The 25,584-nt window shown below is 72.2% G+C and carries 24 protein-coding genes; 9 read left to right on the top strand and 15 right to left on the bottom strand.

Features of this window, described 5'->3' with window-relative positions:
* Positions 1–224 precede the first annotated feature (224 nt).
* The 5 genes from ABD691_RS14315 to ABD691_RS14295 form a co-directional block, all read right to left on the bottom strand.
* Positions 225–701, bottom strand: coding sequence for a bifunctional nuclease family protein (locus tag ABD691_RS14315; RefSeq protein WP_011874172.1), 477 nt, complete (start codon positions 699–701; stop codon positions 225–227).
* 368 nt (positions 702–1,069) lie between these two features.
* Complete coding sequence (gene garA / locus ABD691_RS14310) at positions 1,070–1,531, bottom strand: glycogen accumulation regulator GarA (RefSeq protein ID WP_344680151.1); 462 nt, start codon at positions 1,529–1,531, stop codon at positions 1,070–1,072.
* A gap of 116 nt (positions 1,532–1,647) precedes the next feature.
* On the bottom strand, positions 1,648–2,034 hold the full coding sequence (gene gcvH / locus ABD691_RS14305) for a glycine cleavage system protein GcvH (RefSeq protein ID WP_344680150.1): 387 nt from the start codon (positions 2,032–2,034) through the stop codon (positions 1,648–1,650).
* Positions 2,035–2,149: 115 nt separating this feature from the next.
* The gene (gene clsA, locus ABD691_RS14300; protein ID WP_425565104.1) at positions 2,150–2,851 is read right to left on the bottom strand and encodes a cardiolipin synthase ClsA; all 702 of its coding nucleotides are present in this window, start codon (positions 2,849–2,851) and stop codon (positions 2,150–2,152) included.
* A gap of 132 nt (positions 2,852–2,983) precedes the next feature.
* Entirely contained in the window at positions 2,984–3,196 is a 213-nt protein-coding gene (locus ABD691_RS14295) for a hypothetical protein (RefSeq protein ID WP_344680149.1), read from the bottom strand.
* A 307-nt stretch (positions 3,197–3,503) separates the two neighbouring features.
* On the opposite strand from ABD691_RS14295, the gene ABD691_RS14290 reads away from it, so the two are divergent.
* From ABD691_RS14290 to ABD691_RS14280, 3 genes are all read left to right on the top strand, one after another.
* On the top strand, positions 3,504–5,378 hold the full coding sequence (locus ABD691_RS14290) for a propionyl-CoA synthetase (protein ID WP_344680148.1): 1,875 nt from the start codon (positions 3,504–3,506) through the stop codon (positions 5,376–5,378).
* A 157-nt stretch (positions 5,379–5,535) separates the two neighbouring features.
* Positions 5,536–5,829: a hypothetical protein gene (locus ABD691_RS14285; RefSeq protein WP_344680147.1), complete on the top strand. Its 294-nt coding sequence runs from the start codon at positions 5,536–5,538 to the stop codon at positions 5,827–5,829.
* 93 nt (positions 5,830–5,922) lie between these two features.
* Positions 5,923–7,494, top strand: coding sequence for a beta-N-acetylhexosaminidase (locus ABD691_RS14280; RefSeq protein ID WP_344680146.1), 1,572 nt, complete (start codon positions 5,923–5,925; stop codon positions 7,492–7,494).
* A gap of 54 nt (positions 7,495–7,548) precedes the next feature.
* On the opposite strand, the gene ABD691_RS14275 is transcribed toward ABD691_RS14280, so the two are convergent.
* The 8 genes from ABD691_RS14275 to ABD691_RS14240 form a co-directional block, all read right to left on the bottom strand.
* Positions 7,549–7,779: a phosphopantetheine-binding protein gene (locus ABD691_RS14275; RefSeq protein WP_344680145.1), complete on the bottom strand. Its 231-nt coding sequence runs from the start codon at positions 7,777–7,779 to the stop codon at positions 7,549–7,551.
* A 19-nt stretch (positions 7,780–7,798) separates the two neighbouring features.
* Complete coding sequence (locus ABD691_RS14270; RefSeq protein ID WP_344680144.1) at positions 7,799–8,452, bottom strand: isochorismatase family protein; 654 nt, start codon at positions 8,450–8,452, stop codon at positions 7,799–7,801.
* The gene (locus tag ABD691_RS14265; protein WP_344680143.1) at positions 8,452–10,098 is read right to left on the bottom strand and encodes a (2,3-dihydroxybenzoyl)adenylate synthase; all 1,647 of its coding nucleotides are present in this window, start codon (positions 10,096–10,098) and stop codon (positions 8,452–8,454) included. Before ABD691_RS14265 ends, ABD691_RS14270 begins: the two co-directional genes overlap by 1 nt.
* Positions 10,099–10,109: 11 nt before the next feature.
* On the bottom strand, positions 10,110–11,345 hold the full coding sequence (gene dhbC / locus ABD691_RS14260) for an isochorismate synthase DhbC (protein ID WP_344680142.1): 1,236 nt from the start codon (positions 11,343–11,345) through the stop codon (positions 10,110–10,112).
* Positions 11,346–11,371: 26 nt separating this feature from the next.
* Positions 11,372–12,145: a 2,3-dihydro-2,3-dihydroxybenzoate dehydrogenase gene (locus ABD691_RS14255; protein WP_344680141.1), complete on the bottom strand. Its 774-nt coding sequence runs from the start codon at positions 12,143–12,145 to the stop codon at positions 11,372–11,374.
* A gap of 108 nt (positions 12,146–12,253) precedes the next feature.
* Positions 12,254–13,564 (bottom strand): carboxyl transferase domain-containing protein, encoded by a 1,311-nt coding sequence (locus ABD691_RS14250; RefSeq protein ID WP_425565084.1) that lies wholly within the window; start codon positions 13,562–13,564, stop codon positions 12,254–12,256.
* Entirely contained in the window at positions 13,561–14,991 is a 1,431-nt protein-coding gene (locus tag ABD691_RS14245) for an acyl-CoA synthetase (protein ID WP_344680140.1), read from the bottom strand. The genes ABD691_RS14250 and ABD691_RS14245 overlap by 4 nt, the downstream gene beginning before the upstream one ends.
* 22 nt (positions 14,992–15,013) lie before the next feature.
* Positions 15,014–16,330: an SLC13 family permease gene (locus ABD691_RS14240; protein ID WP_344680139.1), complete on the bottom strand. Its 1,317-nt coding sequence runs from the start codon at positions 16,328–16,330 to the stop codon at positions 15,014–15,016.
* A gap of 162 nt (positions 16,331–16,492) precedes the next feature.
* On the opposite strand from ABD691_RS14240, the gene ABD691_RS14235 reads away from it, so the two are divergent.
* The 4 genes from ABD691_RS14235 (at position 16,493) to ABD691_RS14220 (ending at position 21,519) form a co-directional block, all read left to right on the top strand.
* Positions 16,493–17,200 carry a FadR/GntR family transcriptional regulator gene (locus tag ABD691_RS14235; RefSeq protein ID WP_344680138.1) on the top strand — a complete coding sequence of 236 codons (708 nt, stop codon included), beginning with the start codon at positions 16,493–16,495 and terminating at the stop codon, positions 17,198–17,200.
* A 97-nt stretch (positions 17,201–17,297) separates the two neighbouring features.
* Positions 17,298–17,786, top strand: a complete 489-nt coding sequence (locus ABD691_RS14230) for a VTT domain-containing protein (RefSeq protein WP_344680137.1) — start codon at positions 17,298–17,300, stop codon at positions 17,784–17,786.
* A gap of 68 nt (positions 17,787–17,854) precedes the next feature.
* A complete protein-coding gene (locus ABD691_RS14225; RefSeq protein WP_344680136.1) occupies positions 17,855–19,957 on the top strand; it encodes a catalase in 2,103 nt (700 codons plus the stop codon).
* A 143-nt stretch (positions 19,958–20,100) separates the two neighbouring features.
* A complete protein-coding gene (locus ABD691_RS14220; RefSeq protein WP_425565103.1) occupies positions 20,101–21,519 on the top strand; it encodes an amino acid permease in 1,419 nt (472 codons plus the stop codon).
* Here the strand turns inward: ABD691_RS14220 and ABD691_RS14215 are convergent.
* Positions 21,483–22,937, bottom strand: coding sequence for an MFS transporter (locus tag ABD691_RS14215; RefSeq protein WP_344680134.1), 1,455 nt, complete (start codon positions 22,935–22,937; stop codon positions 21,483–21,485). The genes ABD691_RS14220 and ABD691_RS14215 overlap by 37 nt on opposite strands.
* Positions 22,938–23,135: 198 nt before the next feature.
* Here ABD691_RS14215 and ABD691_RS14210 point away from each other — a divergent pair, with 198 nt between their 5' ends.
* Together ABD691_RS14210 and ABD691_RS14205 are read left to right on the top strand one after the other, a co-directional pair.
* Positions 23,136–23,918 carry an enoyl-CoA hydratase-related protein gene (locus ABD691_RS14210; RefSeq protein ID WP_344680133.1) on the top strand — a complete coding sequence of 261 codons (783 nt, stop codon included), beginning with the start codon at positions 23,136–23,138 and terminating at the stop codon, positions 23,916–23,918.
* A gap of 93 nt (positions 23,919–24,011) precedes the next feature.
* Entirely contained in the window at positions 24,012–24,182 is a 171-nt protein-coding gene (locus tag ABD691_RS14205; RefSeq protein ID WP_344680132.1) for a hypothetical protein, read from the top strand.
* 2 nt (positions 24,183–24,184) lie between these two features.
* On the opposite strand, the gene ABD691_RS14200 is transcribed toward ABD691_RS14205, so the two are convergent.
* Positions 24,185–25,567: an FAD-binding oxidoreductase gene (locus ABD691_RS14200; RefSeq protein ID WP_344680131.1), complete on the bottom strand. Its 1,383-nt coding sequence runs from the start codon at positions 25,565–25,567 to the stop codon at positions 24,185–24,187.
* Positions 25,568–25,584: the final 17 nt, after the last annotated feature.

The raw sequence follows: 25,584 nt of genomic DNA, 5'->3' as shown, positions 1-25,584 counted from the left end.
ACGACCGCCAAGGCCCTGCATCGACATGATCAGGGCGCCGCGAACGCCCGGGCCGCGCCTGCGCGGGCGCCGAACCACATGCTGGTCTGAATCACATGCGGGCGATTCGCGTCTCCTCGACGGTAAGCCTGCCCGGAAGACCGGTCAACGCGACGCGCGGGGAGACGAACCGGCCCCCGGCGCGGGGCGCGCCGGGGGCCGGGTAAGCCGTGGTGCCGACCGGCTCAGGTGTCGGCGCCGCGGAAGTCCTCCGGGGAGACCGAGTCCAGGAACTCCCGGAACTTCTCGACCTCGTCCTCCTGCTCGTCCGGGATGATGAGCCCGGCCTCGTCCAGCACCGACTCGTCGGCGTGGATCGGAACGCCCACCCGCAGCGCCAGGGCGACCGAGTCGCTGGGCCTGGCCGAGACCCGCACGTCCCCGTCGAAGACGAGCTCCGCGTAGAACGTGCCCTCCTGCAGGTCGGTGATGCGCACCTGCTCCAGGTCACGCCCGAGCGCCCCGATGACGTCCTTGAGCAGGTCGTGGGTCAGGGGTCTGGCGGGTCGCACGCCCTGCTGCTCCAGCGCGATGGCGGTCGCCTCCACCGAGCCGATCCAGATCGGCAGGTAGCGTTCGCCCTCGGTCTCGCGCAACAACAGGATCGGCTGGTTGGCTGGTAGTTCCACTCGCACGCCGACGACGCGCATCTCACTGCTCATCGTCAAATCGCCTCCTCCAGCGCGCCGGGGCGTGACGTCCTCCTCGAGGATCGCGCACCGGCGCCTCCGACGCTACCCGCGATACGGCGGACACGCCCATCCCTCGGCTGTCGTCCAGCCACTGCCCGGCTCGGCAGGCCGAGAACCGATACCTGAGCGCTCTTCATTGAGCAACACCCAGCACGATACACCGCCGACGGCCCTCTCCGGGTCCGCCGGAAGTCCTCGAATTCCCTGCAAGACTGCGGATTGCGGGTGAATTCGGGCGAGATCGGGATGGTCCGCCGCGAAGCGGGTTCGCGTAGTTCCCAACGACCGGGGCGGCGCCGGTTACCGGCGCCGCCCCGATGTCGGTCTCTCTCCTCGGCCTAGCGGCCCTGTCCCCCGTCGATCGGGCCGGTCAGGAACACCAACCGGAACTTCCCGATCTGCACCTCGTCGCCGTTGGCCAGCACCGAGGTGTCCACCGGCTCGCGGTTGACGTAGGTGCCGTTGAGGCTGCCGACGTCGACCACCACGAAGTCGTTGCCCTCGCGGCGGAACTCGGCGTGCCGTCGCGACACCGTGACGTCGTCGAGGAAGATGTCGCTGTCGGGGTGCCGTCCGGCGCTGGTGGTGTCCCGGTCGAGCAGGAATCGCGAACCCGCGTTCGGGCCGCGCTTGACCACCAGCAGGGCGGAACCCGCGGGCAGCGCATCGACCCCGGAAGCGGCAGGCTCCGAGGGCGCGCTCTCGGTGCTTTCCGGCTCCGAGAGGAAGGGCCTGAAGACCGAGGTGGTCTCCGGTGACTGCTCCGGCGGAACGTCGCCGGAGCCAGGGTGTTGGCTCACCTGAGCTCTCCTCTACGCGGATAGATCGTGCGAAGTGCCTTCCAACGTACCGTGTCGCACCCCGCCCCGTACGCGCGAGTCCCGACATCGGCCGAGGACACCGCCGAGATCGACGATCAGTCCTGGTCGGTCAGCTCCCGGTAGGCGTTCTCGTCGAGCAGGCCGTCCAGCGCGGCCGGGTCGCTCAACCGCAGTTCGACCATCCAGCCCTCGCCGTACGGGTCCGTGTTGACCAGCTCGGGCTCGGTGTCCAGCTTGTCGTTGACCGCGGTGACCGAACCTGCGAGCGGGGCGTAGATGTCGGAGACGCTCTTGGTCGACTCGACCTCGCCCATGGCGGCGCCGGCGTCCAGCTCGTCGCCGACACCGGGCAGTTGCACGAAGACCACGTCGCCGAGCTGCTGCTGGGCGTACTCGGTGATGCCCACGCGGACGGTGTCCTCGCCGGTGGGGCGCACCCATTCGTGCTCGCTGGTGTACTTGATGCCTTCGGGGGCCGCCACTGGTCCCGCCTTCCTGTTCTCCGCCGCTGCCGGGCCACCGCGACGAAGATCGCGACGGCCCGGCGAGCGTATTGGGCCGACTGCGGGTGCCGCAAGACGACCTGCGGGCGGGCGCTCAGGCGCGGGCGGCGGACCGGGCGGCGCGCACCGCGGCCACGACCTGGATCAGGTACAGCACCCCTGCCCACAGGTAGAGGGCGCCGCCCCAGCAGGTGAAGGCGTAGGCGATGGGGCGGATCACCCCGGAGAAGGTGAAGTCGCCCTGCACCAGCAACAGCAGCGGGAAGGCGTACATCAGGCAGAACGTGGCGGCCTTGCCGAGGTAGTGCACCTCCGGCGGCTCGTAGCCGTGCCAGCGCAGCACCGGCAGGCACAGCGTGAGCACGAGGTCGCGGCCGATCAGCGCCGCGGCGACCCACCAGGGCACGACGTCGCGCAGGACGAAGGCGACCAGCGTCGCGACGATGTAGAGCCGGTCGGCGGCCGGGTCCAGCAGCTCTCCGACGCGGCTGTACTGGTTGAGCCAGCGGGCGAGCTTTCCGTCGAGCCAGTCGGTCACGCCGCTGACGACCAGCACCAGCAGCGCGAGCAGGTCGCTCTGCGGGCCCAGCAGGAGCCAGAGGAACAGCGGGACACCGGCCAGCCGGATCACGCTGAGCAGGTTGGGGATCGTCCACCACGGGTCGTCCCAGATGCCCGCGGCGGCTTCCTTGATCCGGGCCAGCCCCGGGTCGGCCCCCGCGGCGGAGCCACCGGCCGGGCGGGGTTGCGGTCCCCGGTTGGCGTTCTCCGTGGTGCCGTCGGCGTCCTGCACCACGAGCCCCTCCCCGAAACGGTTGTGCGAACTGCCCCGCACCGGTGCACCTGGCGTGCACCGTTCACCGATCAGGGTGCCACATTCCGCCCACAACGCTCGTGGCGGCCGAGGTCACCACGGTCGGCGAGCGGCTCAGCGCGGGTGGTGACTCCACCCGCGGCGCTGGAGGTCCGCGTCGGTGAGGAAGCGGGCGCGGCGGCGGTCGTCGACCCCGGCCCAGCGGGCGCCGCGGACCCCTTCGAGGACGTAGGAGTGCCCACCGCTCCACACCACGCTGCGCGGCGCGGTGGGCAGTTCGGCGGACTGGTCGGAATCGGCCTCGGCCGCTGACGTCTCCGTGCTCATCTTCGGTCGCACCTCCGTACCGGATGTCGGTCCACCCAGCCGTGTCGTTAACCCGATCCCCCGGCCCAATCGCGATTGTGATCGATCGACCACGGCGTGTCGCGGCGATTCGGTCGTGCTGGCGACAAATGGACGGCGACGGTCGCCGAGGTGCCTCCGGAAGGGCGCGATCACCTTCGGCGCGAACGAAGTTGTGACGACCGCTCGGCGACACTGGTGCCGACGCCGGGAGTGCGGTAGGACCCGTGGGCAGCAGGGCACTTTTCGAGATCAACTTGTCCGGCCACGTGCGGGAGGTCAATTCGTCATGGGCGCATACGCGGACGCCTACCAGCGCAGTCTTGCCGATCCCGAGGGGTTCTGGCTGGACGCGGCGGCGTCGATCGACTGGGAGCGACCGCCGGGCACCGCGCTCGACGGCTCGCGCGCGCCGATGTACCGGTGGTTCCCCGACGGGGTGCTCAACACCTGCTTCAACGCGCTGGACCGGCACGTGCGGGACGGCCGCGGCGACCAGGACGCGCTGATCTGGGACTCGGCGATGACCGGCACGGTGTCGCGCTGGACCTACCGGGAGCTGCTGGACCGGGTCGCGCGGTTCGCGGGCGCGCTGCGGGACCAGGGCGTGCAGCGGGGCGACCGGGTCGTGCTGTACCTGCCGATGATCCCCGAGGCGGCGGTGGCGATGCTCGCCTGCGCCCGCATCGGGGCGGTGCACTCGGTCGTCTTCGGCGGCTTCGCCCCGAAGGAGCTGGCCGCGCGGATCGACGACGCGCGGCCGAAGGTGATCGTGGCCGCGTCCTGCGGCCTGGAGCCCAACCGGGTCGTCGAGTACAAGCCGATCGTGGACGAGGCGCGACGGCTGGCCGAGCACCGCCCGGAGCGGGTGATCGTGCTCCAGCGCGACCAGGTCACCGCCGAGCTCGGCGCGGACGACGTCGACTGGAACACCGTTGTGGCGCGGGCGGAACCGGCGGGCTGCGTGCCGGTGGACGCGACCGATCCGCTGTACGTGCTCTACACGTCGGGCACCACCGGAAAGCCGAAGGGCGTGGTCCGCGACAACGGCGGGCACGCGGTGGCACTGCGCTGGTCGATGGCCAACATCTACGACATCGGCCCTGGCGACGTGTTCTGGACGGCCTCCGACGTGGGCTGGGTCGTCGGCCACTCCTACATCGTCTACGGCCCGCTGCTGGCCGGTGCGACGACGGTGGTCTACGAGGGCAAGCCCGTCGGCACGCCGGACGCCGGGGCGTTCTGGCGGGTCGTGTCGGACCACGGCGTGAAGGCGCTGTTCACCGCGCCCACGGCGTTCCGCGCGATCAAGCGGGTGGACCCGGACGGCGACGAGATCGCCAAGTACGACGTCTCCGGCCTCCGGACGCTGTTCCTCGCGGGCGAGCGGCTGGATCCGGAGACCTACCAGTGGGCGGTGGACAAGCTCGGCATCCCGGTGATCGACCACTGGTGGCAGACCGAGACCGGCTGGCCGATCTGCGCGAACCCGCGCGGGCTGGAGGCGCTGCCGGTGAAGCCGGGTTCGCCGACGGTGCCGGTGCCCGGCTACGACGTCCGGGTGCTGGACCAGGCGGGCCGGCCGGTGCCCGCCGGGCAGGACGGCGCGATCTGCCTCCGGCTGCCGCTGCCGCCGGGAACCCTGCCGACGCTGTGGAACGCCGACGACCGGTTCCGGGAGTCGTACCTGTCGCGCTACGACGGCTACTACCTCACCGGCGACAACGGCTACGTCGACGAGGACGGGTACGTCTTCGTCATGGGCCGGACCGACGACGTGATCAACGTCGCGGGCCACCGGTTGTCGACGGGGTCGATGGAGGCGGTGCTGGCCGCGCATCCGGCGGTGGCCGAGTGCGCGGTGATCGGCGTGCACGACTCGCTCAAAGGCCAGGTGCCGCGCGGTTTCGTGGTGCTCAAGGCCGGCGCCGAGATCGACCCGGACCGGCTGCGCGAGGAGCTGGTCGCGGCGGTGCGGGAGCAGATCGGGCCGGTCGCGGCGTTCCGCGAGGTGGCCGTCGTCGACGGGCTGCCCAAGACCAGGTCCGGCAAGATCCTGCGCAAGTCGATGCGGGAGATCGCCGACACCGGGGACACGAAGGTGCCTTCGACCATCGAGGACCCGGCCGTGCTGGACAAGCTCCGGCCGTCGCTGCGCGGCTGAGCCCTGATCGCTTCGCTGACCAGCGGGAACAGCCTTCGGGCCGCCTTGTCAGGACACAGCACTCGGGTTAATATGTCCTGACATAAGGATGAAAGCACGACCTGGCGGTGGATCGGCATCCCAGCGGCCCACCGCCACCCCGAGGCAGTTGATCCCGATGACGCGACCGGACCCCTCCCCCCGCTGGCACGCTGCCCTGACCGCCGTGCAGCAGGACCTCGTGCGCTACCACAACGGACGGACCGGCCCCGCCCTCGGCTACACCTGGTCGGAGTCCGCGGGCGGGCAGATGTTCGACGAGATGCGCCAGACCCTGCAGGAGCTGCGGGCGGCGCACCTCATCGACGTCGAGACGCACCGGGTGTTCGCCCAGCGCGGACACCGGGTGCGCACCACGACGGCCGGCTACCGGCTCCTGCGGACGTGGAGCGCCGCGCCCGCGGCGGCCTGAACCGCCCGATACGTCCGATCGGGCGGTTACCCGCCCCGGATTTTGGTCTATACCTTTCTGGGTCAGCATTTCCGACTCCGAAGCGGTGTGACCATGAACCGAACGAAGACGTCGGTGGCGGCGCTGCTCACCGGCGTGCTCCTCTCCGGCGCGAGCGCACTGGCTCCCGCCGTGGCCGCGCCCGAACCCCCGTCCCCGATGAACAGCGTGGTACCCGCCCCGACCGAGGTGCGGGCCGACCAGGGCACCACCTTCGAGCTCGCCGAGGGCAGCTCGATCAACGCCGCCGGTGCGGCAGGCCCGGTCGGCGACTACCTCGCCGGGATCCTGCGGCCCTCCACCGGATACCCGCTGCCGGTGACCGGCGAGGACCCGTCGGCCGGTGACATCACGCTGCGGCTCGACGACGGCGGCGACCTCGGCCCGGAGGGCTACCGCCTGCGGGTCACCGCCGACGAGGTGGCGCTGAGCGCGGGCACCCCGGGCGGGCTGTTCAACGGCGTGCAAACGCTGCGCCAGCTGCTGCCCGCGGCCGTGGAGCGCGACGAGGTCCAGCCCGGGCCGTGGACGGTTCCCGGCGGCGAGATCACCGACCGGCCCCGGTTCGGCCACCGCGCCGCGATGCTCGACGTCGCCCGCCACTTCTTCGGCGTGGACGAGGTCAAGCGCTACATCGACCAGATCTCGCTGTACAAGATCAACCGGCTGCACCTGCACCTGTCCGACGACCAGGGCTGGCGGATCCAGATCAACAGCTGGCCCCGGCTGGCCACCTACGGCGGCAGCACCGAGGTCGGCGGCGGCCCCGGCGGCTACTACACCCAGCAGGACTACACCGACATCGTCGAGTACGCCGCCGCGCGCAACATCACGGTGGTGCCCGAGATCGACCTGCCCGGCCACACCAACGCCGCGCTGGCCTCCTACGCCGAGCTCAACTGCGACGGTGTCGCGCCGCCGCTCTACACCGGCATCGAGGTCGGCTTCAGCTCGCTGTGCGTGGGCAAGGACATCACCTACGAGTTCGTCGACGACGTGATCCGCGAGCTCGCCGCGCTGACCCCCGGCCCGTACCTGCACATCGGCGGCGACGAGGCGCACTCCACCACCGAGGAGGACTACAAGGCGTTCATGGCCAAGGTCCTGCCGATCGTGCAGAAGTACGGCAAGACCGTGGTCGGCTGGCACGAGTACGCCAAGGCGGGCGCCGAGGGCGACGCGGTCGTGCAGTTCTGGGGCACGACCAACTCCGACCCGCTGCTGCCGGGGGCGGTGGCCCGCGGCAACAAGGTGCTGGTCTCGCCCGCCAACAAGTCCTACCTGGACATGAAGTACGACGAGAACACGCCGCTGGGCCTGAAGTGGGCGGGCTACATCGAGGTCGCCGACGCCTACGGCTGGGACCCGGGCAGCTACCTGCAGGGCGTGCCCGAGGAGTCGGTCCTGGGCGTCGAGGCTCCGCTGTGGAGCGAGACGCTGGAGAACTCCGACCACATCGAGTTCATGGCGTTCCCGCGGCTGCCCGCGATCGCCGAGCTCGGCTGGTCGGCGGCCGGCTCCCACGACTGGGAGGCGTTCCGGCAGCGCCTGGCCGCGCAGGGACCGCGGCTGACCGCGCTGGGCGTCGACTTCTACCGGTCGCCCCAGGTGCCCTGGACCGAGTGAGTCCGGGGAGTGCGACCCGGGCCGGTGCCGCGGCCCGGGCCGCACCTTTCGGCGTCAGCCCGCCGGAATCCTGGACTCCAGGACGGCCCACCAGTCGGCCAGGGTCGGGCGCTCGGCGAGGTCGGCGAAGGTGACCTGCACGCCGAGCCCGCGCCACCGCTCCACCAGGGTCATGATCCGCACCGAATCCAGGCCGAAGTCGATGAGGTTCTCGTCGTCGGTGAGCTCGTCGGGCTCGGCGAACAGCAGCTCGGCGACTTCTTCGCGCACGGTGGTCAGGTCCATGGTCATGCTCCAGTCGGGGTCAGGCGACGGCGGTCTCGTCAGCGGCCAGCGCGGCGGCCAGCCGGGCGGTGGAGTCGACCACCGCGCAGCGCCTGGCGGCGTAGGACAGCGCCATCCGGTGGTCTTCGGCGGAGAAGTCGGCGACCGCGTCGGCGGCCAGAAACGCCTGCACCTCCTGCTGGAAGGCCTCGGCGGCGGTCATCAGGCAGCCGATGTGCGCGTAGATGCCGGTGATCACCAGCTGGTCGCGGTTCCAGCCGCGCAGCATCTCCCGCAGGTCGGTGCGCTGGAAGGCGCTGTAGCGCCACTTCGTCAGCAGGACGTCGTCCGGTCCGGGGGCGAGCTCGTCGATGATCGCCTCCTGCTCGGCGTCGGCCACGCCGGGCCCCCACCACTCCAGCTGCAGGCCGCGCTGCTGCGGGGTCTGGCCGCTGGGCTGCGCGCAGTAGACGACCGGGACGCCCGCGCTTCTGGCCTTGTCCCGCAGCACCAGGATGTTGGCGACGACCTCGGTCAGCGGTTCCCGGCCCGGGGTGAACGCGTTGACGAAGTGCCGCTCCATGTCGTGGACCAGCAGCACCGCGCGGTCCGGGTCCGGCCGCCAGGACACCCGGTTCGCCGGGAGCTCGTCCTGCCTCGGTACCGGGTACGGCGCGATCGTCGGGAGTGCCATCAGTTCCCCTTCTTCCCACCGAGTTCCGGCACGAGCTCGCGTTCGATCGCCGCGCGCAGGTCGCGCTTGCTGACCTTGCCCACCCCGGTCTGCGGGAACCGCTCGACGAACTCGACCCGGTCGGGCACCTTGTAACCGGCCAGCCCGCGGTCGCGGACGAACCTGATCAGCTCCCGCGCCTTGGGCGGCGTGCCGCGCGGGACGACGAAGGCGCAGCTGCGCTCGCCCAGGTACGGGTCGGGCATCGAGACGACGGCGGCGTCGTGCACGGCCGGGTGGGCGAGCAGGTGGTTCTCGACCTCCTCGGCGGCGACCTTCTCGCCGCCGCGGTTGATCTGGTCCTTGGCCCGGCCCTCGACGACGAGGTTGCCCTCCGCGGTCAGCCGGACCACGTCGCCGGTGCGGTAGAAGCCGTCGGCGGTGAACGCCCTGGCGTTGTGCTCGTCGGCCTTGTAGTAGCCGCGGATCGTGTACGGCCCGCGGGTGAGCAGGTGGCCGGTTTCGCCCTGCGGCACCGGGTTGTCCTCGTCGTCGACGACCAGCACCTCGTCGTCGGGCGAGATCGGGCGGCCCTGCGTGGTGAGCACGACCTCCTCGGGATCGTCGAGCCGGGTGTAGTTCACCAGGCCCTCGGCCATCCCGAACACCTGCTGGAGCGTGGCGCCCAGGACCGGGCGCACCCGCCGGGCCACCTCCTCGCTGCACTTGGCGCCGCCGACCTGGAGCACCCGCAGGCTCGACAGGTCGTGCCCGGTGTGCTCGGCCGCGTCCAGCCACAGCAGCGCCAGCGGCGGCACCGCGGCGACGAGCGTGACCCGTTCCCGCTCGATCAGCGGGAACACCTCGTCCGGGCTGGGCCGCCGGGCCAGCACCACCCGGCCACCGGCGTGGAAGACGCCGAACGTGCCCGGCGAGCTCATCGGGAAGTTGTGCGCGACCGGCAGCGCCGCGAGGTAGACCGCGTCGGCGCCGACCCCGCAGATCTCGTTGCTGGCGCGGAAGGAGTACAGGTAGTCGTCGTGGGTGCGCGGGATCAGCTTCGGCACGCCGGTGCTGCCGCCGGAGAGCTGGAGGAACGCGATGTCGCCGGGGCGCGGGCCGGGGAGATCGGCGGGTTCGGCGTCGACATCGGACAGCGCGGTGAACCCGCCCGGGTCGCCCGCGATCAGCACGTGCCGCAGGCCCGGCACCTTCGCCCGCACCTCGGCGGCCAGGACGCGGTGGTCGAAGCCCGCCTCCACGTCGGTGGTGACGTAGGCGGCGGCCTCGCTGAACTCGCAGAAGTAGCTGATCTCGGTCAGCCGGTGCGATGGCAGCGCGAAGACCGGCAGCGCGCCGATGCGGAACAGCGCGAAGCAGACCTCGAAGAACTCGGCGACGTTGGGCAGCTGCACGACGACCCGGTCCCGCGCGCCGATCCCCATGGCGTGCAGGCCGGCGGCCAGCCGGTCGGCCCTGGTGTCGAGCTCGCCGTAGGTGATCCGCCGTTCGCCGTCGGTCACGGCGACGCGGTCGGGGTGTTCGCGGGCGCGGGCGCGCAGCACCTCGCCGAACGTCTCGCCCGTCCAGTAACCCGCCTGCCGGTACCGGGCGGCGAACTCCTCCGGCCAGGTCGGGCAGCCGGGAAGAATCTCGTTGCCGGTCAAGGTGATCCTCTCTACAGCGACTGGTCGATGCCCATGGCCGACAGGGCGGTGCGGAACTTCGCCGAGGTCTCGTCGACCTCGTCCTGGGGGTCGGAGCCCTCGACGATGCCCGCCCCCGCGTACAGGCGTAACGACGCCCGCTCGATCTCCGCGCAGCGGATCGCGACCACCCACTCGCCGTCGCCCGCCGCATCGCACCAGCCGACCACGCCGGCGTAGTAGCCGCGGTCGAACGGCTCGGTCTCGGCGATCGCGCCCGCGGCCGCGTCCAGCGGCGTGCCGCAGACCGCCGGGGTCGGGTGCAGCGCCACCGCGAGCTCCAGCGAGGTGGTCGCCGGGTCGCGCAGCTCGCCGGTGATCTCGGTCGCCAGGTGCCACATCGCCGCGTTGCCGACGACTGACGGCCGCGCGGGCACGCGGAGGTCTCCGCACAGCGGGCGCAACCCCTCCACGACCGCCTCGACCACCGCCGCGTGCTCGCGCAGGTCCTTGTCCGAAGTGGACAGCTCCGCGGCGCGCCGCTGGTCCTCCAGCGGATCCGCGCTGCGCGGCCTCGACCCGGCCATCGGGTGCGACCGGACGAGGTTCCCGTTGCGCGACACCAGCAGTTCCGGGCTGGAGCCGGTGAACGTGCGGGTCAGCGGCGGGTGCGCGCCGAAGGAGTCCTGGGTTCCGTCGCTGCCGCGCGCGGGCAGGTCGACGGCGAAGGTGTAGCCGTCGGGGTTGGCGAAGGCGAGGTTGCGGACCACGCGGCGGACGTCCACCGGCTCGTCGGCGTCGAGGTGCAGGGAGCGCGCCAGCACGACCTTGCTCAGCTCGCCCGCGCGCATCCGCCGCAGCACCCGGCCGACACCTCGCGCGTACTCGGCGGGCTCGGGCACCTGGCGCATCCGGAAGGCGGTCCCGCCGGGCTCGACCAGCCCGGGGACCACCACGTTCAGCGCGCCGACGCGCACGAGCTCGGTGGGCATCACCAGGTGCGCGGGGAGGTTCTCGGCGAACGGCACGGCACCCACCAGGACCGGGTTGCGCCTGCCGAACTCCTTGGCGCTGCGTAGGAAACCGCCCACCCGCTCGGCGAGCCCGGCCCGGTCGCAGCCGGTCTTGGGGACGGTCGCCTCGACGCCGATCCCGAGCATCGTCGCCTTCGGCCCGGCGAACAGGAACGACGAACCCGGCTCGTAGGCCCCCAGCAGCCGGGACGCGTCCTCGGAAGCGACCAGTCCGCCAATGTCACTCTCGATCATCTGTGTACCTTCCGCGCTGCGGGGAGTCAGGCGCGCAGCGTCGCGCCGCCGTCGACGTACAGGTCGTGCATGGTGACGTGCCGGGCCTGGTCGGAGACGAGGAAGACGACCGCGTCGGCGACGTCCTCGGGATCGGCGATCCGGCGCAGCGGGATCCCGGCGCGGTAGGTGCCGAGGTCGCCGTCGATCACCCGCTGCGCGTCCTGGTCTCCGGTCCACGACACGCGCTGCATGTCGGTGTCGGTGGACCCGGGCGCGACCACGTTGCACCTGATCCCGTGGCCGGCCAGCTCCAGCCCGAGCGACTTGGTGAACAGGGTGGCCGCCGCCTTGGACGCGGCGTAGGCGCTCATGCCGTGCCTGGGCACGCCGGCCGCGTTCGAGCTGACGGTGACGATGCAGCCGCGCTCGCGCGGGACCATCCGGCGCGACACCTCGCGGCACAGGTGGAACACGCCGGTGGTGTTGACCGCGAAGGTCCGGTCCCAGTCCTCGTCGGACAGCTCCGCGACGGTTCCCGGGCGCAGGACGCCCGCGACGTTGACCAGGATGTCGACGGGACCGAGATCGCGCTCGACGCTGTCGACCACCGCGGCGACGGCCGCGCCGTCGGCGACGTCGGCCGGGTAGGGGGCGCACTTGCCGCCCAGCTCGGCGGCGAGCCCGCTGACCGCCGCCGCGTCGACGTCCACCGCCGCCACGGTCGCGTCCAGCCGCGCCAGCGCGGTCGCGACGGCGGCGCCGATCCCCCGGCCCGCGCCGGTCACCACCGCGACCTTGCCGCCGATCCCCGTCTCCATGCCGCTCCGCATCTCTCAACTCAGGCAAGCCTTACCTTGGTCAGGCTAGCCTGAGTTTAGGACACGGATTCACATCCGCCCCGGTGGCCTTGATCACCGCGTACCAGCTCAGCCCACGACGCCCCGCACGAAACCCAGTTCCAGCAGGTCCTGCGGCCGCAGCCGCATCCGCCCGGCGATCTCGGGCACCTCGGCCGGGTCGCGCTTGAGGATCGACGCGCCCGCCTCCGGAGCGATGACCGCGAAGTAGGCGTCGGCGGTGATCCACGTCCGGCCCGGCGCGGTGAGCGCCAGCGCCCCGCCGGAGCCGCCCTCGCCGACGACCAGCGTCGTGATCGGCACCCTGGCCCGCGCCACCGCGCCGAACAGCTCCGCGATCGCCGGGCCGGCGCCCGCCCGCTCCGCCGCCGCGCTGTTGTCCGCGCCCGGCGTGTCGACCAGGGTCAGCACCGGGATGCCCAGCCGGTCGGCGAGCCGGATCAGCCGCGCGGCGGTGCGGAATCCGGCCGGGGTGTTGGCCGTGCCGGTCTGCGCGGCGTACGCGACCGTGCGGCCGTCGCGCTCGCCGAATCCGCAGAGCATCCCCGGATCCACGCCACCCGCCCGGTCGCCGCTGATCGCGAACCGGCGCGCGAAGTGGCGGTCGAGGTACTCCGCCGCGCGGGGACGGTCGGCGGCGCGGGCGCGGTTCACCGCTTCCCAGCCGGTGCCGGGCAGATCGCGCGGGAGCGCCTCGGGAAGCTCGGCGGGTTCGGCGGAACGGGCGTGCAGCAGCGCGACCAGTTCGGCCAGGACCGTTGGCAGTTCGGCTTCGCCGACCAGCCGATCCGCCTGTCCGTCGGCGAACTTGCCCTCGGCGGTGAATGGCTCGCCGGTCGCACCGGGATCCCGCACGCGGCTGCCGCCGAAGGCCACCTCCGCGCCGGGGACGGCCAGGACGACGTCCGCGTTCGCCGCCAGCGACGCCCACATCCCGCCCGTCGTGGGGTTGCGCAGCACCGCGATGTGCGGAATCCGCGCCCTGTTCGCCCGGAGGCACGCCGCCGCGATGCGCTGGAGCTGGGCGAGCGCGCGGATTCCCTCCTGCATCCGGCTGCCGCCGGAGGCGACCAGCGAGATCACCGGCAGCCCCAGCTCGGCCGCCCGGTCGAACGCGTCCACCACGCGCGCGCCTGCGGCCTCGCCGATCGATCCGCCGAGGAACCCGAACTCGAAGCCGACGAGCACCGCGGGCAGGTCCCCAACGGTGCCGCGACCGCACAGCACGGACTCGTCCGCGCCGGTCCGGTCGCGCGCCCGGGCCAGCTGCTCGTCGTAACCCGGCCAACCCAGCGGCCCGTCCGGCGCGTGCCGCACCTCGGGCGGTGGGAAGGCTTCGAAACCCCGCGCCACCGCCCCGGCCAGCTCGCGGACGCTCAAGCCAGCGCCTTCTTCCTGACCTTGCCCATCTCGTTGCGCGGCAACGCTTCCAGGAAGCGCACCACGCGCGGGCGCTTGTGCGGGGTGAGCAGCCGGGCCACGTGGTCGACCAGGTCCTGCTCGGGCACCTCGGCGGCGGGCACCACCCACGCCACGATCCGCTCCCCCAGGTCGGGGTCGGGCTCTCCGGTCACGGCGACCTCGGCGACCGCCGGGTGCTCCAGCAGCGCGTTCTCGATCTCCCCAGCGCCGATCTTGTAACCGCCGCTCTTGATGATGTCGGTGGCGCGGCGGCCGACGATCCGGATGTAGCCGTCGGGCGCACGGGTGGCGACGTCGCCGGTGCGGAACCAGCCGTCGGTGAACGCGGCCTCGGTGGCGTCCGGCCGGTTGAGGTAGCCGGTGAACAGGTTCCGCCCGCGCACCTGGATCTCGCCGACCGTCTCGTCGTCGCTGACCTCGATCGGCTCGCCGTCGTCGTCGACCAGCCGCAGCTCGACACCTGCGAACGGCAGCCCGACGTAACCGGGCCTGCGGTCGCCGTCGGCGCGCACGCCGCAGTTCATGATCGTCTCGCTCATGCCGTAGCGCTCGACCACGCGCTGGCCGGTCAGCCGCTCGATCCGCTCGTGCTCGACGGCGGGCAGCGCGGCCGAGCCGGACACCAGCAGCCGCGCTTCGCCCACGGCGCGCGCGATGCGCTCGTCCCGCTCGGCGTCGTCGGCCAGCCGGTGGTACATCGTCGGCACGCCGAACAGCATCGTCGCCGGGCCGGCGAGCGCGTCGGCGACGCCCTGCGAGGAGAACTTCCCGAGGTGGTGCACGGTGCCGCCGAGGCGGATCGGGCCGAGGGTTCCCAGGATCAGGCCGTGCACGTGGAACAGCGGAAGCGCGTGCACCAGGACATCGCGCCCGGTCCACTGCCACGCATCGGCCAGCGCGTCGAGGTTCGCCCGGATCGCCCGGCGCGGCAGCACCACGCCCTTGGGCGGGCCGGTCGTGCCGGAGGTGTAGACGATCAGCGCGGGCTCGTCCTCGCCTGGTTCCGGCGGGAGCTCGCCGCCCTCGGCGGCGATGTCGACCTCGTGGACCGGGATGTCCCCGAATCCCTCCGGCGCCCGGAAGCCGGGTGCTGCCAGCAGGAGTTCGGGCTCGCTGTCGCCGACGATGTGCGCGAGCTCCCGCTCCCCCACCTTCGGGTTGACCGGCACCACCGCCGCCCCGGCGGCCAGGCCGCCGAGCACCGCCACGCAGGTCTCGGGGTCCGACGACGCCCACACCGCGACGCGACGCGCACCGCCGATCCGCGCGGCCACGGCCGCCACCGCCGACGCCAGCGCGCGGTAGTCCAGCGCGCGGTCGCCGAACCGCAGCGCCTCCGCGCCGTCGGGAGTCCTCAGCTTCGGGAACAGCACCTGGTCGTTCATTCGCACCTCCACCACGTCAGTCTCACCCCAGATTCGGGACGACGAACACCGCCCACACCGCGAGCGGAGCCGCCGCGGTCACCACCGCGCCGTAGCCGAGCAGCCTCCGGAAGAACACCTCGCGGTCCACTCCCCTGGCGTTGGCCAGCACGATCGCGCCGTTGGTCGAGAACGGGCTGACGTCGACCACCGTCGCGGCCACCGCCAGCGCTGTGACCATTCCGACAGCGCCGACGCTGCCCGCGTTCAGGAACGGCACCGCCAGCGGGATCAGCGCGCCCATCAGGCCGACCGACGAGGCGAACGCCGAGACGAGCCCGCCGATGTAGCACAGCAGCAGGGCCGCCAGCAGCGGCACGCCGACGCCCGCGACCGCGTGCCCGACGTAGTCGATCGTGCCGATCTCGCGGAGCACGCCGACGTAGGTGAGCACCCCGCAGATCAGCAGCACCGTGGGCCAGGTGACCTCCGAAGCGGCGCCCGCGGCGGCCTTGGGCGACAGCAGCGTCAGCAGCACCGCCACGGTCATCGCGACCAGCCCGACGTCGAGCCCGAGGCCCAGCGTGGCGGCCACCAGACCGGCCAGCCCGAGCAGCGTGCACAGCCGGTCCCGGTTCAGCCGCAGACCCTCCCCGACGACCGGCGCGGTGGCCGCTCCCGGTCCCTCCGGCGCTCCCCGCCCCTCCAACGCTTCCTGCCCCGCCGGCGCTCCCCGCCCGTCCGGCGTTCCCGCCCGGACCAGCCGCAGGCCGCCCAGCGCGGCGAACACCACGCCCGCGATCACCAGGTTCACCGCGAAGCTGCCCGCGAACAGCACCAGCGGGCTGCCCGGCAGGTGGTTGCTCGCGACCACGCCGTTGACGATCACGCCGTAGACGCTGATCGGCGAGAACCCGCCCGCCTGCGTCCCGTGCACCACCATCGCGCCCATCAGCAGCGGGCTGATCCCGTGCCGGGCGGCCAGGTTCAGCGCGACCGGCGCGACGATGGCGCAGGCCGCCGGGCTGACCGCGCCGATCGCGGTCAGCAGCGCGCCGATGCCGAACATCACCCACGGCAGCACCGCGATCCGGCCGCCGACCAGCCGGACCGCCCAGCTCACCAGCCAGTCGGTGGTCCCGTTGGCGCGGGCGATCGCGAACAGGTAGGTGACCCCGACCAGGACCACGAAGATGTCCCCGGGGAACCCGGCGAAGATCTCGTCGTCGGACAGCCCGCCCGCGAGCGTGCCGACCAGGAACGCGGCGGCGAACGCGAGCACGCCCATGTTCACCGACATCGTGGTCGCCACCGCGAAGCAGGCGACCAGCGCAAGGATCGAGATGAGTTCGGGCCGCACTGCCCCTCCTCCGTGACCGGGAGCACACTGGCTCACTGGCTGAACCACTTTGCGATCGAGCGAGTCCCAGGTCAAGCTTCCGGGCAAAATTGGCTCATCCACTTGGCCACACGGCCAGTGCTAACCTGGCCACCGATCGTCCTCACCGGAAGGCGTCCGAACGTGTCCGAGGCCCTGCGCCCGCTCCCCCGCCCCCGCCTCTACGAGCAGGTGGTCCAGCGGCTGCGCGAGCACGTCTCGGCCACCGGGCTCGGCGCGGGCGACCGGCTGCCACCGGAGCGGGAACTGGCCGAACGGCTGGGCGTCAGCCGCGCGTCGGTCAAGCAGGCGATCGTCGTGCTGGAGGTGCAGGGCCTGGTCGAGGTGCGCCACGGCGGCGGCACCTACCTGCGGCAGGCGAGCCTGGACACCGAGCCGGTCGAGGAACTCGTCGCCCGCCGGCGTCGGCTGCCCGACGTGCTGGAGGCGCGCGAGGCGCTGGAGACCAAGGCCGCCGAGCTGGCCGCCGAACGGCGCACCGAAGCCGACCTCGCCGAGATCGACAACGCCCTGGACGACATGCGGTCGCAGATCGCCGCCGGCGACCGGGGCGAGGCCGGTGACGAGCGGTTCCACGCCGCGATCACCGCGGCCGCCCGCAGCTCGCTGATCGCCGAGTTCATGCGCGCGATCGCGGCCGAGATCGCCGAGAGCCGGGTGGAGTCGCTGCGCCAGCCGGGCAGGCCGTCGGAGTCGCTGGCCCAGCACGAACGCATCGCCGAGGCCATCCGGGAGCGGAAACCGGACACCGCGGCCGCCGCGATGCGCTGGCACCTGGGCACGGTCAGCACGGTCCGGCTGCTGAACTGGGACCCCGACGCCGAGGACTGAACCCGAGGTCACCCCGGTAGCCTCTAGCCGTCCCCGTTCCCATTCACGGAGTACTGCCGATGCCTGCCCGACGCCCCCTCGACCACGGCGGGCGCCGATGATCGGCTGGCTGCTGGCCACGGCGGGCACCGCCGCGCTGGGCAGCGTCTTCCCCCTGGTCAACATCGAGCTGTACCTGCTGGGCGTGATCTCCAGCGGCACCGGCCCCGCCTGGTGGGCGCTGGGACTGGCCGCGGCGGTCGGCCAGGTCACCGGCAAGACGCTGTTCTACCTCGCGGGCAAGGGCAGCTTCACGCTCGGGGAGCGACTCGGCCGGATGACCAGGGCCAGGAAGGGCAGCCGCTGGGCGGACTGGATGCAGCGGTTCCACCAGCGCGTCGAGCAGCGCCCGTGGTGGGGCGTCGGGGTGCTGTTCGTCAGCGCCATCCCGGGTCTTCCGCCGTTCACCCTGATGAGTTTCGCCGCCGGTGCGGCCGGAATCCGGATCGCGCAGTACCTGCTGGCGAGCCTGGCCGGGCGCGGGCTGCACTTCCTGATCGTCGCCGCCGCACCGGAGCTGATCCACCAGCTGCCCTTCTTCGGCTGAGCCGGGCATAGCCCGGGCCGCCGCGGGGAAGTCCTGGCGGGAACCGAACGGCCATCGGGGGTTTCCAGATGCAGTACCGGGACAAGAACGAGCAGCTCGAACAGGTCCGCCAGGATCCGCGGGACACCCGGCTGACCACGCAGCAGGGCGTGCGGATCGACCACACCGACGACTCGTTGCAGGCCGGCGAGCGGGGGCCGACGCTGCTGGAGGACTTCCACGCCCGCGAGAAGATCACGCACTTCGACCACGAACGGATCCCGGAGCGGGTCGTGCACGCGCGCGGTGCGGGCGCCTACGGCCACTTCCAGCCCTACGACCGGTGGCTGACCGACTACACCGTCGCCGGGTTCCTCACCGACCCCGGTCAGCGCACCCCGGTCTTCGTCCGGTTCTCCACCGTCGCCGGTTCGCGCGGTTCGGCCGACACCGTCCGCGACGTCCGCGGCTTCGCGACGAAGTTCTACACCGCGGAGGGCAACTACGACCTGGTCGGCAACAACATGCCGGTCTTCTTCATCCAGGACGGGATCAAGTTCCCGGACTTCGTGCACGCGGTGAAACCGGAGCCGGACAACGAGATCCCGCAGGGCGCGTCCGCGCACGACACGCTGTGGGACTTCGTCGGCCTGCAACCGGAAACGCTGCACATGATCATGTGGCTGATGTCGGACCGGGCGCTGCCGCGCAGCTACCGGATGATGCAGGGCTTCGGGGTGCACACCTTCCGGCTGATCAACGCCGAGGGCAGGGGCACGTTCGTGAAGTTCCACTGGCGTCCGCTGCTGGGCACCCACTCGCTGGTGTGGGACGAGTGCCAGAAGGCGGCGGGCAAGGACCCCGACTTCAACCGGCGGGACCTGTGGGAGGCCATCGAGGCGGGCCAGTACCCGGAGTGGGAGCTGGGCGTGCAGCTGGTGGAGGAGGAACGCGAGTTCGAGTTCGACTTCGACCTGCTGGACGCCACCAAGATCATCCCGGAGGAGCAGGTGCCGGTGCGGCCGGTGGGCAGGCTGGTGCTCGACCGCAACCCGGACAACTTCTTCGCCGAGACCGAGCAGGTCGCCTTCCACACCGCCAACGTCGTCCCGGGCATCGACTTCACCAACGACCCGCTGCTGCAGGCGCGCAACTTCTCCTACCTGGACACCCAGCTGATCCGGCTGGGCGGGCCGAACTTCGCGCAGCTCCCGGTGAACCGCCCGCTGGCGGAGGTGTCGAACAACCAGCGGGACGGCTACGGCCAGCAACGCGTCCACAAGGGACGGACGAGCTACTCGGAGAACAGCCTGGCGGGCGGCTGCCCGGTGGTCGGCGGCAGCGGCGCGTTCGAGCACCACCAGGAGAAGGTCGAGGGGCACAAGATCCGCAGGCGCAGCCCGAGCTTCCAGGACCACTACAGCCAGGCCACCCTGTTCTGGAACAGCATGGCGCCCTGGGAGAAGCAGCACATCATCGCGGCGTTCCGGTTCGAGCTGGGCAAGGTCGACCACACCCACGTCCGCGAACGCGCGGTGGACCAGATCAACCACATCGACCACGACCTGGCGGTGGCGGTCGCCGAGGGGATCGGGGTCGCCCCGCCCGCGGAGGCGGTGACGCCGAACCACGGCAGGAGCTCGCCCGCGCTCAGCCAGTCGCACACCGCGATGGACTCGATCATCAGCCGCCGGGTCGCGGTGCTGGTGGCCGACGGCGTCGACGCGACCGAGGTCGAGCAGATCCGCCGCGGGCTGTCCGAACGCGGCGCGCTGGCCGAGGTGCTCGGGCTGCACGACGGGAAGGTCCGCGGCACCGACTCGGCCGAGGTCGAGGTGGACCGGGCGGTGACGACGATGTCGTCGGTGCTCTACGACGGCGTGATCGTCCCCGGCGGCGAGGAGAGCGCTCGGGCGCTGTCGGCCGACGGGTACGCGGTGCACTTCGTGGCCGAGGCATACAAGCACCACAAGCCTGTCGCGGCCAGCGACGAGGGGCTGACGCTGCTGCACCGGGCGGGCGCCGACAGCGGTCGTCAGGCGTCCGAGGGCGACGGCGTCGTGACCGACCTCGGCGTGGTCACCGCAGCCGGGACCGGCGGTGGGCTGCCGCCGAACTTCATCGCGGAGTTCGCCTCGCTGCTCGCCCGGCACCGGGTGTGGGACCGGGACACCTCGTCGACTCCGGCTTGAGGTCCGCAGCAGCGGTGCCGCCGGTTCGACCGGCACCGCTGCTGGTTCCCGGGCCATCCGAACGCGACCGATTCACCTCGCGGACGTTATGCCGTCGACATCAGTTCGCCGTACGGTGCTAGCCCGTGAGCCTGTTTCGCACCATGCCCGTCGAGGACGTCCTGACCCGCGGCAGGCAAGGCGGTCTGGTCCGGCGACTCGGCGGGGTGGACCTGGTCGGCTTCGGCATCGGGATCATCATCGGCACCGGCGTGTTCACGCTGGCAGGCATCGAGGCCAAGCAGCACGCCGGACCCGCCGTCGTCCTCTCGTTCGTCATCGGCGGCGTGGTCGCCGCGCTGGCCGCGCTCTGCTACGCCGAGCTGACCTCGGCTGTTCCCACCGCGGGCAGCGCCTACACCTACGCCTACGCCACCGTGGGCGAGCTGCTCGCCTGGATCATCGGCTGGGACCTGCTGCTGGAGTTCGCCCTCGGCGCCGCCGTGGTCTCGCGCAGCTGGTCCGGTTACGTGTCGAACCTGCTGGGGCTGCCGCCGGAGCTGTTCGGCGAGGACGCGCCGGTCAACATCGGCGCGATGGTGATCATCGCGGTGCTCACCGCGGTCGCCGTCTCGGGCATCCGCGAGTCCGCCTGGGTCACCAACGCGCTGGTCGTGGTCAAGGTCGCGGTGTGCGTGCTGGTGATCGTCGCCGGGCTGTTCTTCGTCCGGGGCGCCAACCTCGTTCCGTTCGTGCCGCCCGCCCAGCCCGCCGCGGAGGGCGCCGGTCCGATGGAGCAGCCGCTCGTCGAGGTGCTGCTGGGGATGGAGCAGTCGGCCTACGGCTTCGGCGGGGTGCTCACCGCCGCGGCGATCGTGTTCTTCGCCTACACCGGCTTCGAGGCGCTGGCCAACCTCGGCGAGGAGACCCGCCGCCCGCGCCGCGACCTGCCGGTCGGGCTGCTCGGCAGCCTCGCCGTGTGCACCCTGCTCTACGTCGCGGTCGCCCTGGTGCTCACGGCGATGGCCGACTACCGGCAGATCGACGAGGGCGCACCGCTGGCCGCGGCGTTCCAGGCGGTGGGGCTGCCGTGGGTGGCCGCGCTCATCGCGCTCGGCGCGATCACCGGCCTGACCTCGGTGATGATGGTCGAGCTGGTCACCATCGGCCGGATCGGCTTCGCGATGAGCCGCGACGGCCTGCTGCCGCGCAAGCTCTCGCAGGTGCACCCGCGCTGGGGCACCCCGCACCGGATGACCATCGGCGGCGCACTGGTGATCATGCTGCTGGCCGGGTTCGTGCCGATCGCCGAGCTCGCCGACATGGTCAGCATCGGGGCGCTGTCCGGCTTCTTCATCGTCACCCTGGCCGTGCCGGTGCTCCGCGCGCGCCGCCCCGACCTGGAGCGGCCGTTCCGGGTGCCGCTCTCGCCCTGGCTGCCCGTCCTGGCCGCGCTGCTGTGCCTGTACCTGATGTCCAACCTCAACGTCATCACCTGGCTGCGCTTCGGCGCCTGGCTGGTGCTCGGCCTGGTGATCTACTTCGGCTACGGCCGCCGCCGCTCCCGGCTCGCCGTCGGCTGAACCTCGCGCCGGGACTCCAGCACGAGTTCGGCGACACCGGCCACGAGCGCGGCGGCCACGAAGCACACCGACACGACCATGCCGCTGGAGATCGCCTCGTCGTAACCACCGGTCTGCAACGCGCTGAAGAACAGGCCGGAAGCCGCGGCGGTGCCCAGCGCGGTTCCGATGCGCTGCGCGGTCTGCTGCACCCCGGCGGCGGTCCCGCCGTGCGCGGTGTCGACCTCGCTGAGGGTGACGGTCTGGTTCGGCGAGATCACCATCCCGCTGCCCACCCCGGCCAGCAGCAGCGGGCCGGCGGTGACCAGCCCGGCCGCCGGGCCCAGGTGCGTGGACAGCAGCAGGGCGGTCGCCAGCAGCCCGGCCAGCGCTCCGACGAGTCCGGCGAGCACCAGCTTCCGGCCGAACCGGTGCACGAACCGCCCCCCGACCGCCGACGAGATCGCCGAGCCGACCGCGAACGGGGTCATCGCGAGGCCCGCGCCGAGCGCCGTGTACCCCAGCCCGCGCTGGAAGTAGACCGCCAGCACGAAGAAAATGCTGGTGAACCCGCCGAAGTAGAGCAGCCCGAGCAGGGTGCCGAAGGAGTAGCTGCGGATCCGCAGCAGCCGCAGGTTCACCAGCGGAGCGCGCCCGCGCGCCCGGTACCAGTTCTCCCAGAGCGCGAACAGGCCCAGCAGCACGGGTGCGAGCAGCAGCAGGTACCAGGGCGAGCCGGTGTGCTCGACCAGCGGCAGCAGCAGGCACAGCAACCCGGATCCCAGCAGCAGCACGCCGACCAGGTCCAGGCTGCGGTTCTGCCCGTCGGTGCGGTCGCGCGGCAACACCCGCATGGCGTAGAGCAGCGCGGCCGCGCCGATGGGCAGGTTCACGAAGAACACCCAGCGCCAGCCGTGCTCGGCGCCGGCGAACTGGATGATCAGCCCGCCCAGCAGCGGCCCGACCGCGGTGGACAGTCCCACCACCGCGCCGAAGAGCCCGAACGCCTTGCCCCGCTCCCGGCCGTGGAACAGCTGCTGCATCAGCCCGAGCACCTGCGGGTTGAGCAGTCCGCCCGCCGCGCCTTGCAGCAGCCGCGCCACGACCAGCCACAGCGCGTTCTGCGCGAAGCCCGCCAGCGCGCTCGCGGCGGTGAAGGCCAGCAGCGCGAGGACGAACATCCGGCTGCGCCCGCGGTCGTCGCCGAGCCTGCCCGCCGGGACCAGCACCAGGCCGAAGGTCAGCGCGTACCCCGAGACCACCCAGGCCAGCGCGACCGGCGGCGCGTGCAGGCCCTGCTGGATCGACGGCAGCGCGACGTTGACGATGCTGACGTCGAGCAGCGTCATGAACCCGGCGATCAGGCAGATCGCCAGCGCCTGCCAGCGGCGGTCGGGCTCGCTCCCGGTCGCGGTCCGGGTGCGTTCGGCTTCGGCCACGTCGACTCCACGGTTGCGGCGGGGTTCTGCTGGTTCAGCTCAGCACGGCTGCTCCAGGCTCGCAGACCGCGATTATCGCAACGACCGCCGACGTCGGGACCCGTTGCGGGAGTTCTCCCATGGCCGGTCAACGCCAAGCACCTTGAGCCCGCACACGTCCCTGGGTAGCTTGCTGGAACCATCGCCGGAGGTGATCACGTGCCGCAAGATCCGACCGACGAGGTCCTGGCCGAGCAGCGCGACTCCGTGCTGCTGCTGACGCTCAACCGGCCGGACCGCCTCAACGCGTGGACCCGGACCATGCAGGCGCGGTACTTCGACCTGCTGGAGCGGGCCGACCGCGATCCCGCCGTCCGCGCCGTCGTGCTCACCGGCGCCGGGCGCGGGTTCTGCGCCGGTGCCGACATGGCCGCCCTCGCCGCGGTGGACGCCGACAGCTTCGACTCCGACCAACGCCCGCTGTCGCTGCCGATCCGGCTTCGTAAGCCCGTCATCTCCGCGGTCAACGGCCCGGTAGCGGGGATCGGCCTGGTGGCCGCGCTGTTCACCGACGTGCGGTTCGCCGCCGACGACGCGAAGTTCACCACCGCGTTCAGCAGGCGCGGGCTCGTCGCCGAGTACGGCATCGCCTGGCTGCTGCCCAGGCTCGTCGGCGTCGGCAACGCGCTCGACCTGCTGCTGTCGGCGCGCACGTTCACCGGGGCCGAGGCCGCCCGGCTCGGTCTGGTCCACCGCGCGCTGCCCGCCGACGAGGTCCTCGGTGCCGCGCTGGCCTACGCGCACAAGCTCGCCACCGAGTGCTCGCCCGCCTCGATGGCCGAGATCAAGCAGCAGATCTACACCGGCCTCGACAGCGGCCTGGACACCGCGAACGCGGACTCCCGGGAGCGCATGATCGCCGCCTTCCGCCGCCCCGACCTCCAGGAGGGCGTGCGCAGCTACCTGGAGCGCAGGCCGCCGGAGTTCCCGCCCCTGGACTGACCGGCGCACGGTGCGGCGGCGGGTTGCCGGAGTCGATACCGTGGCGTTGGGCCGCCAGCGACCCCCAGCCGACACCCCACCGCGGGAGGAAGCATGGATCCCGAAACGCCGGAAGCCGACGCCGTCGAACAGGCCCGCGAGGCCGAGGAACCGCTCGACGAGAACGACCAGCTGCCGACCGACCTGCCCGCCGAGGCGAACCCGGCCGATCTGGCCGAGCAGCACCGCACCGTGCCCGAGGACGAAGCCTACGAGCACGACTGAGCTCACTCCGGCGGCAGCACCCGGCCGGGGTTGAGGATGCCGTTCGGGTCGAGGGTGCGCTTGATCGCGCGCTGCGCCCACAGCGCGGCGGGATCCAGTTCCTCGCCCAGCCAGTGCCGCTTGAGGTGGCCGACGCCGTGCTCGCCGGTGATCGTGCCGCCCAGCTCCAGCCCCAGCGCCATGACGGCGTCGAACGCCTCGTGCGCCCGTGCGGTCTCGTCCGGGTCGCCCGCGTCGAAGACGACCACCGGGTGCATGTTGCCGTCCCCGGCGTGGCCCGCGCACAGCACCCGCACCCGGTACCGGTCGGAGATGCGGTGCAGCCCTTCGACGAGGTCGACGAGCCGCCCGCGCGGGACGCACACGTCGTCGACCAGGTGCGGCCCCAGGTTCGCGTGCGCGTCGGCGACCAGCCGGCGGGCGTGCATCAGCAGGTCGCCCTCCTCCGGGTCGTCGGCGACCACCACGTCCATCGCGGCGCACTCGCGGGCCACCCGCTCGAACGCCGCCAGCTCGGCCCGCGCGGCTTCGCCGCTGTCGGACTGCGCGATCAGCATCGAGCCCATGCCGTCCGGGAACCCGAGGTCGGCGATGCGCGTGACCGCGTCGACGGTCGGCCGGTCCATGAACTCCAGCACCGACGGGCGGTAACCGGCACCGAGGTAGCCCGCGACGGTCCGGCAGCCGTCGACGATCGTCGGGAAGAACGCGACCGCGGTCAGCGGCCGGGCGTGCGCCGGGCGCAGCGCCACGGTGATCTCGGTGACGATCCCCAGCGTGCCCTCGGATCCGACCATCAGCCGGGTCAGGTCGTAGCCCGCCACGCCCTTGGCGGTGCGGCGGCCGGTGCGCAGCACCCGGCCGTCGGCGAGCACGACCTCCAGGCCGCGCACGAAGTCGCCGGTCACGCCGTACTTCACGCAGCACATGCCGCCCGCGTTGGTGGCCACGTTGCCGCCGATGGTGGAGATGCCGCGCGATCCCGGGTCGGGCGGGTAGAACAGGCCCTCGGCGCCCGCAGCCGCGGCCAGCACTCCGTTGACCACCCCCGGCTGCACCACCGCGATCTGCTCGGCGGTGTCGATCTCCAGGATGCGGTCCATCTTCTCCAGCGACAGCAGGACGCAGCCGTCGATCGCGTTGGCCGCGCCGGAAAGCCCCGACCGGGCGCCCTGCGCGACGACCGGCACCCGGTTCTGGTCCGCCCACCGCAGCACGACCGAAACGTCCTCTGTGGACCTGGCGCGGACCAGCACCGACGGGGTGCCCGCGGCGCAGAAGCTGGCCCGGTCGTGGCGGTGCGCCGCCAGCACGTCGGGGTCGACGATCACGCACTCCGGCGGGAGCAGCGCCCGCAACGGGTGCGCGGTGTCGGTGGTCGTCATCGGCGGCCTCCCGGGTC

The sequence above is a fragment of the Saccharopolyspora taberi genome (assembly GCF_039534165.1).
Lineage (GTDB): Bacteria > Actinomycetota > Actinomycetes > Mycobacteriales > Pseudonocardiaceae > Saccharopolyspora_D > Saccharopolyspora_D taberi.
This window is presented reverse-complemented; position numbering and strand designations above follow the sequence as displayed.

What these genes read in the sequence shown, in the direction of transcription:
- ABD691_RS14245 (WP_344680140.1), bottom strand. Translation starts at nt 14,991, where the DNA reads ATGAACGACCAGGTGCTGTTCCCGAAGCTGAGGACTCCCGACGGCGCG.
- ABD691_RS14205 (WP_344680132.1), top strand. Translation starts at nt 24,012, where the DNA reads ATGGATCCCGAAACGCCGGAAGCCGACGCCGTCGAACAGGCCCGCGAG.
- dhbC (WP_344680142.1), bottom strand. Translation starts at nt 11,345, where the DNA reads ATGATCGAGAGTGACATTGGCGGACTGGTCGCTTCCGAGGACGCGTCC.
- ABD691_RS14315 (WP_011874172.1), bottom strand. Translation starts at nt 701, where the DNA reads ATGAGCAGTGAGATGCGCGTCGTCGGCGTGCGAGTGGAACTACCAGCC.
- ABD691_RS14255 (WP_344680141.1), bottom strand. Translation starts at nt 12,145, where the DNA reads ATGGAGACGGGGATCGGCGGCAAGGTCGCGGTGGTGACCGGCGCGGGC.
- ABD691_RS14295 (WP_344680149.1), bottom strand. Translation starts at nt 3,196, where the DNA reads ATGAGCACGGAGACGTCAGCGGCCGAGGCCGATTCCGACCAGTCCGCC.
- ABD691_RS14290 (WP_344680148.1), top strand. Translation starts at nt 3,504, where the DNA reads ATGGGCGCATACGCGGACGCCTACCAGCGCAGTCTTGCCGATCCCGAG.
- ABD691_RS14200 (WP_344680131.1), bottom strand. Translation starts at nt 25,567, where the DNA reads ATGACGACCACCGACACCGCGCACCCGTTGCGGGCGCTGCTCCCGCCG.
- ABD691_RS14270 (WP_344680144.1), bottom strand. Translation starts at nt 8,452, where the DNA reads ATGGCACTCCCGACGATCGCGCCGTACCCGGTACCGAGGCAGGACGAG.
- ABD691_RS14225 (WP_344680136.1), top strand. Translation starts at nt 17,855, where the DNA reads ATGCAGTACCGGGACAAGAACGAGCAGCTCGAACAGGTCCGCCAGGAT.
- ABD691_RS14220 (WP_425565103.1), top strand. Translation starts at nt 20,101, where the DNA reads ATGCCCGTCGAGGACGTCCTGACCCGCGGCAGGCAAGGCGGTCTGGTC.
- ABD691_RS14280 (WP_344680146.1), top strand. Translation starts at nt 5,923, where the DNA reads ATGAACCGAACGAAGACGTCGGTGGCGGCGCTGCTCACCGGCGTGCTC.
- ABD691_RS14285 (WP_344680147.1), top strand. Translation starts at nt 5,536, where the DNA reads ATGACGCGACCGGACCCCTCCCCCCGCTGGCACGCTGCCCTGACCGCC.
- ABD691_RS14275 (WP_344680145.1), bottom strand. Translation starts at nt 7,779, where the DNA reads ATGGACCTGACCACCGTGCGCGAAGAAGTCGCCGAGCTGCTGTTCGCC.
- ABD691_RS14230 (WP_344680137.1), top strand. Translation starts at nt 17,298, where the DNA reads ATGATCGGCTGGCTGCTGGCCACGGCGGGCACCGCCGCGCTGGGCAGC.